The 6,852-nt window shown below is 49.5% G+C and carries 6 protein-coding genes; 3 read left to right on the top strand and 3 right to left on the bottom strand.

Going from position 1 to position 6,852, the window contains the following annotated elements; translation table 11 throughout:
- Nucleotides 1–132: 132 nt before the first annotated feature.
- From ACFSW8_RS14600 to ACFSW8_RS14590, 3 genes are all read right to left on the bottom strand, one after another.
- Entirely contained in the window at nucleotides 133–948 is an 816-nt protein-coding gene (locus tag ACFSW8_RS14600) for a transporter family protein (protein ID WP_377178614.1), read from the bottom strand.
- Between the two features lie 46 nt (nucleotides 949–994).
- Nucleotides 995–2,029, bottom strand: a complete 1,035-nt coding sequence (locus ACFSW8_RS14595) for a hypothetical protein (RefSeq protein WP_377178612.1) — start codon at nucleotides 2,027–2,029, stop codon at nucleotides 995–997.
- A 137-nt stretch (nucleotides 2,030–2,166) separates the two neighbouring features.
- Nucleotides 2,167–3,114 (bottom strand): helix-turn-helix domain-containing protein, encoded by a 948-nt coding sequence (locus tag ACFSW8_RS14590; protein WP_377088123.1) that lies wholly within the window; start codon nucleotides 3,112–3,114, stop codon nucleotides 2,167–2,169.
- A 254-nt stretch (nucleotides 3,115–3,368) separates the two neighbouring features.
- On the opposite strand from ACFSW8_RS14590, the gene ACFSW8_RS14585 reads away from it, so the two are divergent.
- The 3 genes from ACFSW8_RS14585 (at nucleotide 3,369) to ACFSW8_RS14575 (ending at nucleotide 6,828) form a co-directional block, all read left to right on the top strand.
- Entirely contained in the window at nucleotides 3,369–4,172 is an 804-nt protein-coding gene (locus ACFSW8_RS14585) for a TonB-dependent receptor (RefSeq protein ID WP_377088121.1), read from the top strand.
- A 66-nt stretch (nucleotides 4,173–4,238) separates the two neighbouring features.
- Nucleotides 4,239–5,147, top strand: a complete 909-nt coding sequence (locus tag ACFSW8_RS14580; protein ID WP_377088120.1) for a tyrosine-protein phosphatase — start codon at nucleotides 4,239–4,241, stop codon at nucleotides 5,145–5,147.
- A gap of 4 nt (nucleotides 5,148–5,151) precedes the next feature.
- Complete coding sequence (locus ACFSW8_RS14575) at nucleotides 5,152–6,828, top strand: sulfatase-like hydrolase/transferase (protein WP_377178610.1); 1,677 nt, start codon at nucleotides 5,152–5,154, stop codon at nucleotides 6,826–6,828.
- The last annotated feature ends 24 nt before the right edge of the window (nucleotides 6,829–6,852 follow it).

Here is a 6,852-nt window from a genome sequence, read left to right as displayed (position 1 = left end):
AGCCATACTGAGCTGTCAGCAATATTCGCACCAATATGAAGAGGACTTCGCTGACAGCACACTAGGCGGTGTGGACAAAATGCACATCGATCCAACGAGGAGCACCTCTAAGAAATACGCAGCAACAGCCGACTACTTCGGAAAGAGCATGATGAAATTGATGCGAAGCCCCCAACCCTCAGGGCCATTTCTCGGGCTATCTAACCAATAACGACCACCAATCCCAACCTGCAATGGCTGCCCAGCGATCTTAAGCATCTGGTTCGCTCCAAAATTAATGGGCGCAGACCATGTGCTGGAATTCCAATCATAGGTCGATTCCGAATTCAAATAAAGCGTGGTCTTGCTAGGTAGAATGTAGTTGATGAATGGCTGAAGAAATGTCGCGTTAACTGTATTGCGATCCTCGTTCCCTGCAAACGACCAAATGTGATTGGCCAATCCCCCAACAGTCCATGGCCCAAATTGTTTCAAAGCAATCCCCGTTGGCCCTATGCCCCATCTCTCAGATCCCAACACGTCATTGCTGGCTGTCGGTAATAAAAAGACGGGACCCCCTCCTAAAATCCAATCACCTACTTTCTCCCGCGGCGAGAAAAATAAACTCTGTACCGTATCACCAATCCCAGACTTATTCTGATTAGGATCGCTGAACCCAGACTGATCAATCACGGGAACAATCGTACGCGATATCACATTCCAATCCTCATTAATCTGGATCGGAATCACTGGCTGCACGTTGATACGCCAGACACTTCCCCCATCATCAGCACCGTAATTCTCATCGTAGTTCGCTTGAATAGGAAAACTTACCAAATCCGCGATAGGATTCGCTAACTTCTTGGCCAACTCATCAACCTGCCCGCCTGAATCTGCACTTGCCGCTCCTGACGCCAGCGACTCACTGAAGTCTTGAGCCTGCAGATTTGATATACTGATGCTGGCCATAGCTCCTGCTATGGCCAATCTTGAGGGTTTTACTTTCATAAAGTGTTTATTCAGTAGGCAACTTCACCTTGCCTGCTTCGTAGTCGATTAACCACTGTTTGCGTGCTTTCAGATTCGACTCTAACTTTTGAATCTTACGGCGCTCGTCCACAATCTCTGCATACTTCTGCTTAATCAAGCGAATGTCAGAGTCAAAATCGTTGACCGCATCGTCCAGTGCACGCTCTACGTCAAGCGCCTCACGCTGACTAATTGCCTTTGTGTGAGGTTGCTCCACTAACACAAAGTCTGCTAACTGACGCTTACGGTTCTCAAGCACGCGATTGTAATGCGCCTGCTCCGACATCAAAAGCTCTCTGTACTCCGCCGAAATTTCCTTGCTCTTCAACTTTTGCTCTACGCCATTGGCCAATGACTCATAACGAGTGATAGATTTTTCCAGAGCCGCTTTGACAGCATCACGCTGTTTCTTATTCATGCTCTTATCACGGTTATTTTGACGCCACTCTTCACTCACGCGCTCATTCGAGTTCCAACCTCCACCCCAGCCATAATAACCACCACCTCCATTGGTGTATTTTTTCACATCTCGCTCCTGAGAAAATGACTTCGAAAGCAACAAGACTTGCTCAACGCGCTTCTCAACTCGGTCATCAACGATCTGAACATCCCCTTCTACCATGTCCTTAGGCTGACTAGGTTTCTTCTTCTGCAGCTCTCTAATCAATTCCGCACGCTTAGATTGATACTCCTTAGCGTCTTTTACCAAGCCTTCCATCGCTGCCATCTTAATCTGGCTAACACGTCGTCGTGAACTCTCTGAGTCTTTTAACGACGCCAATTTGTTCACAATGTTATCCACCTTCTTCTCAAGGCGATCATCAAGTCTCAGAACATCTACACTGATTTCCTCAAGGCGCCCGCGACGCTCAGAAATATGATTCTCTAGACTAGGAATCGAAGCCTTTCGCTCCTCTAAAGTCATCGGTACTTCTTTCTCCTTTGCCGGGGCTTCAGTCTGAGCCGAAATGGCTCCCATCGTAAGTGAAAGCGTCGTGATTGCGATCGGTAGTGGTTTCATTAGCGTAAACTGACCATAATCTGACAAATTGATCAAACACAAACAACCCACCCAGCATTACCCTCATAAACGATCACTCTGATAAACCAAAATTACTCTAGCTTAAGCAGACAAAACCCCAACCCACTCCCCCTTCTTTACATCCTAACAGTCTGTGAGGGCAGCTCTAAAAAGAGCTTCCTGTAGTCTGCTGCAAATTGCCCCATGTGATTGAACCCCCACTCCGATGCCACCTCTGAAATATTCCTCCTCTCACCTCTCATAGCACAAAGCTCACGTCTCACCTGATGCAACCGAAAACGCTTAAAATAAGCTTTAGGCCCCATCTGGTATTGCTCACGGAAAGCATATTCTAACGTACGGGCACTCACTCCAGATACCGCTGTCATCTCCTGCAGATTCAAATGATTCTTCGACATCGCGATACACTCACGCACTTTGTCTACCGCCATCACGCGATTACTCCGCACCCTATCTGACTCAGATAACCTGCTGCGATAACAAACCCGCACCAATAACTCCACTAAATCAGATGTCACTGCCCCCACACAGGGAACCTCATCCAAATTAAGAAAGAGACCAAAGTGCTGCCGTAACCTAGCCATACTGACAGGGTCTGACCGAAATACCTCCCTCTCCAATATCTTCGGAGAGCAACCCACTGCTTCACAATGTGACTCTAACGTATCCTTCGGCACCGAAAATGTGATCACGTGAAAATCCGACTCGGATATTGAATGCAACTCCCCACCCACGGGAAATAACATTATGTCATTCCCTCCAACCTCATGGTTTCTCCACTGAATTCGGCTCTCCGGATTTAACAAAAATGCAAAGGTCCGATAGCCAACCGGTGCACTCCCTAGCTGCTCCACCTTCGAACAAAAACGCGCTCTGCTCACCAACATTTCTCCCGCAACAACTTGCGTCAAATGCGCCTGAAAGACCCCGCACTGAAGCTGAACCAAATCCAAATCCCAGTCGCGTATCGATGCATGCAAAGCATCAAAGTCATCAAATCGCATCTGAAACCTTTGTACCCCATTCATCCCCACAGCCTGAATCAGGCCTCCCTGATCTGTCAACGCCCCAACCCAATCGACACACTTCTGTCACAGACTCTATCAAATACTTTAACCCGAAATAGTTAGAGCCAACCCAGCAAACTCAACGCCAAAGTGAATATCAAAAAATCGCAACCTAGCCGAAATTCACCACTTTCTCAAAAAGCCATCCCCCTCTAACGTGAATACAGAAAAATCTGATAATCAAAAGCTTCTTGCCACGCCTAACACATATAACTATGTTACCTGTCACTTTCGTTCATTATTTTTTTCCAATGAAATCTACAAAAAACCACCTGTTTGGAGCTCTCATTTTAGGAGCAATGTGTACCCCTATTTTAGCTGGTGAAGACCAAAGCAAAATTAACTTAGAACCCATTTCTGAAGATTGTTGGGAGTTCTCTCTCTCCCCCTACTTCATGATGGCAAGCCTAACGGGAGATGTTTCCCCTGGCCCTAACGTGCCATCACTTGGCGTCGACGCGGCTTTCTCTGACCTCAAAGATCACCTCGAAGCCGGTGCCGCCGGCTACTTCGAAGCCAGAAAAGGAAAATGGGGCTTCGGCCTAGATGCCATGTGGTTGAAACTCAGTGGCAGCAACACATTCTCCCCTGATCCTGGTAGTATGCTCACAGCCTCCGCGAGCCTCGACATTGAAGAAGTGCGCGCTAAAGCCCTCGCATTCTACAGGTTCAATGAATATGACTCCGGCTCACTCGATTTCTACGCAGGTGTCAGCTACAACTATGTTGACATGAGCGCCTCCATTGCAGGCTCAGGCCCCGCAGGTCTAGACGGCAACAGAGGGAACAATAAGGGCTGGTTTGACCCCGTAATCGGCGTCCGCTTTATCCAAGATATCAATGACAAATGGTTCCTTAAGGGCATCGCAGAAATTGGGGGCTGGGCCTCATCAGACACCAATTGGGAACTCATGGGTGTCCTCGGCTACCACATCAACCATCGCTGGGATCTAGCACTCGCCTACCGCGGCATTGGCATTGACTATAAAGACGACGGATTCGTCTACGATGTCACGATGCATGGCCCAATGATCGGCTTCACCTATAACTGGTAAAACCTCCTCTAGCAGCGCTGAAAAATGCGCTGCTTTTTTTAAACCCCTAACTCTCTCATCCACAGCATGCTCATACCACGCCTCCTGATAGGAACCATGCTAGGCTCCCTATGCCTCTACTCAGCCTCGTGTGATAAAAACCATCCCACCACACACACTGCCACCGAACAACCAAACAGGCATGTGCCACTAGAGGGCCAACCAAATTTCCGCGACCTCGGTGGCTACAAAACATCCGATGGTAAAACTATAGTATGGCATAAACTCTACCGCACCGGCTCACTCAAAGAACTCAGCGATGCTGATGTCGAAAAACTCGATGACCTCGGCATCAAAACCGTCGTCAATTTTCTCTCAGACCTTGAAGTCAAAAGCGAAGACCCAGACCGAGTCCCCGAAGGAACCAAAGAAATCCACATCCCTATCGACCCCAAAATCGGTCTCGGCGAAGAGTTCATGCATGACCTCATGAGTGCACGCAAAACTGGCGACTTCTCAAAAATACCAGCCAGCGTGAACCCCGAAATCCACCGCGCCCTAGTCACCGATGCCAATAAAGAATACACTCGGCTTCTCAATCTTCTAGCGGAACCTAGCAACTATCCTCTCGCTTTCCATTGTTCGCACGGCGTCCACCGTACTGGCACCGCCTCCGCCATCATCCTCTCCGCTCTCGGAGTCCCATGGGAGACTATCCAACAAGATTATGTCCTCTCGCGGAAACTCCGCGAAAAACAAAACACGAAGCGCATCAACGAACTCACCGAGACCTACGCGAAGTCGAAGGGCATCAAGCCCGAAGAAGTCGATGCCACAGATATCAAAGCCTTCTACCTCCTCGAAACCGACTACATCGATGGCACCCTTGAACAAGCCGTCAAAGACTACGGCTCCATGGGAAATTACATCCGCAACGGCCTCGGTATCGACGAAGCAACTCTCACGAAAATCAAAGCAAACCTTCTCACCAAGTAATCACATGAAAACTAAAACACTACTCACAACCTGTGCTCTGAGTGCCAGCCTACTCAGCACCCCACAAGGCCACGCAAAGGAGCTCATCCACGATGCCGACCACTACGTCCTCAAAGCCCAACACGCGGAACAATGGGCTAAAGACGACAAAGCCGTGGATTCCAAGCTCGCTGAGTTCAAAAAGTCCAACAACGGCAAACCGCCTAACATCTTTTACATCCTCATCGATGATATGGGATACGGCGACATGGGTATCCCAGAGCTCAACTCAATTCGTGGGTACTCCACAGCCAACGTTAACAAATTCTCAGACCAAGCCATGCGCCTCAACCGCATGTACACCGAGCCATCCTGCACACCGACCCGCTGTGCCTTCATGACAGGCCGCCAACCCTACCGATACGGCATGGGCGACACAGCTGTCGACATCTCAGGATTTGGTCTACCTGCAAAAGAAGTGACTCTAGCAGAAGTTCTTTCCGAAGCAGGATACGCAACCACCCACATTGGAAAATGGCACATGGGCGACATCAAAGAAGCTTGGCCAAACCATCAAGGCTTCGACTACGCAGCCTTCCCTATCCACCAACAAGGCCAGCTCACGATCTTCAATGACGACGCATCAAAAGAAGGCGTCGCCGTCTCTATCGGCCCAGGCCAATACAAAGAAACCTTCACCAAAGACAAGTGGTTCCGCCCAGATGGCTCTGCCATGGCTGTCGGTGTCGAAGGGAAAAAAGGTGAAAATGTCCGCGAAGTCGGCATGAAGCCAGGCGAACGCTGGACCGAAGCCAAGTACGATGAGCTCAACCAGCGCTACCAAGACCAAGCAGTAGAACACCTCCGCAAACTTGCAAAACAGGACAAGCCATTCTTCCTCCAGTACTGGCCAATTATCCCACTCTCCGCTCCACGCCACACTACCGAAATCTACAACACCCCTAACGGTGGTACTTATACCGAAAAAATGGAGCTCCTCGATCGCTGGATCGGTGACCTCATGAAAGAAATGGATGACCTCGGTGTCGCAGACAACACCATCGTCATCATCATGGGCGACAACGGTCACTTCACCAAGTACTCACCCCAAAGTGGCTACACCCCAATGATCTTCAAAGGCGGTAAAGGCTACACCACAGAAGGCGGCGTCCGCGTGGACGCCTTCGTCCGCTGGCCTGGTATGATTGCAGCCGACTCCATCGTCGCAGATATCTTCAACGTCTCAGACTTCTACACCACCCTCGCACGCCTCGCAGGGGCAATGGATAAACTTCCTACTGACCGCCTCATCGATGGGGTCGACCAGTCAGCACTTCTGCTAGAGGGCGAAACCAAGGGCAGAAGAGACACAGTTTACATCTATTCTGGAAATAAAATGGAAGCGATTGTCAAAGAGCACCTTAAGCTCAAAGTGCCAGAGCCGGGCGAAAATGCCATCCTTGCATCCTTCTACGACCTCCAACGTGATACCCGCGAAGAAAACCCCGTTTCCACTGAAATCGGAGCCTGGGGCGGAGCGGAATTCACACGCATTATCCAACGCCACATGATGCGTAAGAAAAAATACCCAGATGAGCCAGCTGCCTTCGGAAAACCCTATGAGGGCATCGATAACCTGCGTCCAGAAACCAAAGCCGCAGTCGAAGCCTTCCTCATCAAAAGTAAGGTCCACGAACAGTAACCATAGACGCCCACTCCCTCTAAG

Source organism: Rubritalea tangerina, from assembly GCF_042683245.1.
In the GTDB taxonomy this organism is placed as follows: Bacteria; Verrucomicrobiota; Verrucomicrobiia; order Verrucomicrobiales; family Akkermansiaceae; genus Rubritalea; species Rubritalea tangerina.
This window is presented reverse-complemented; position numbering and strand designations above follow the sequence as displayed.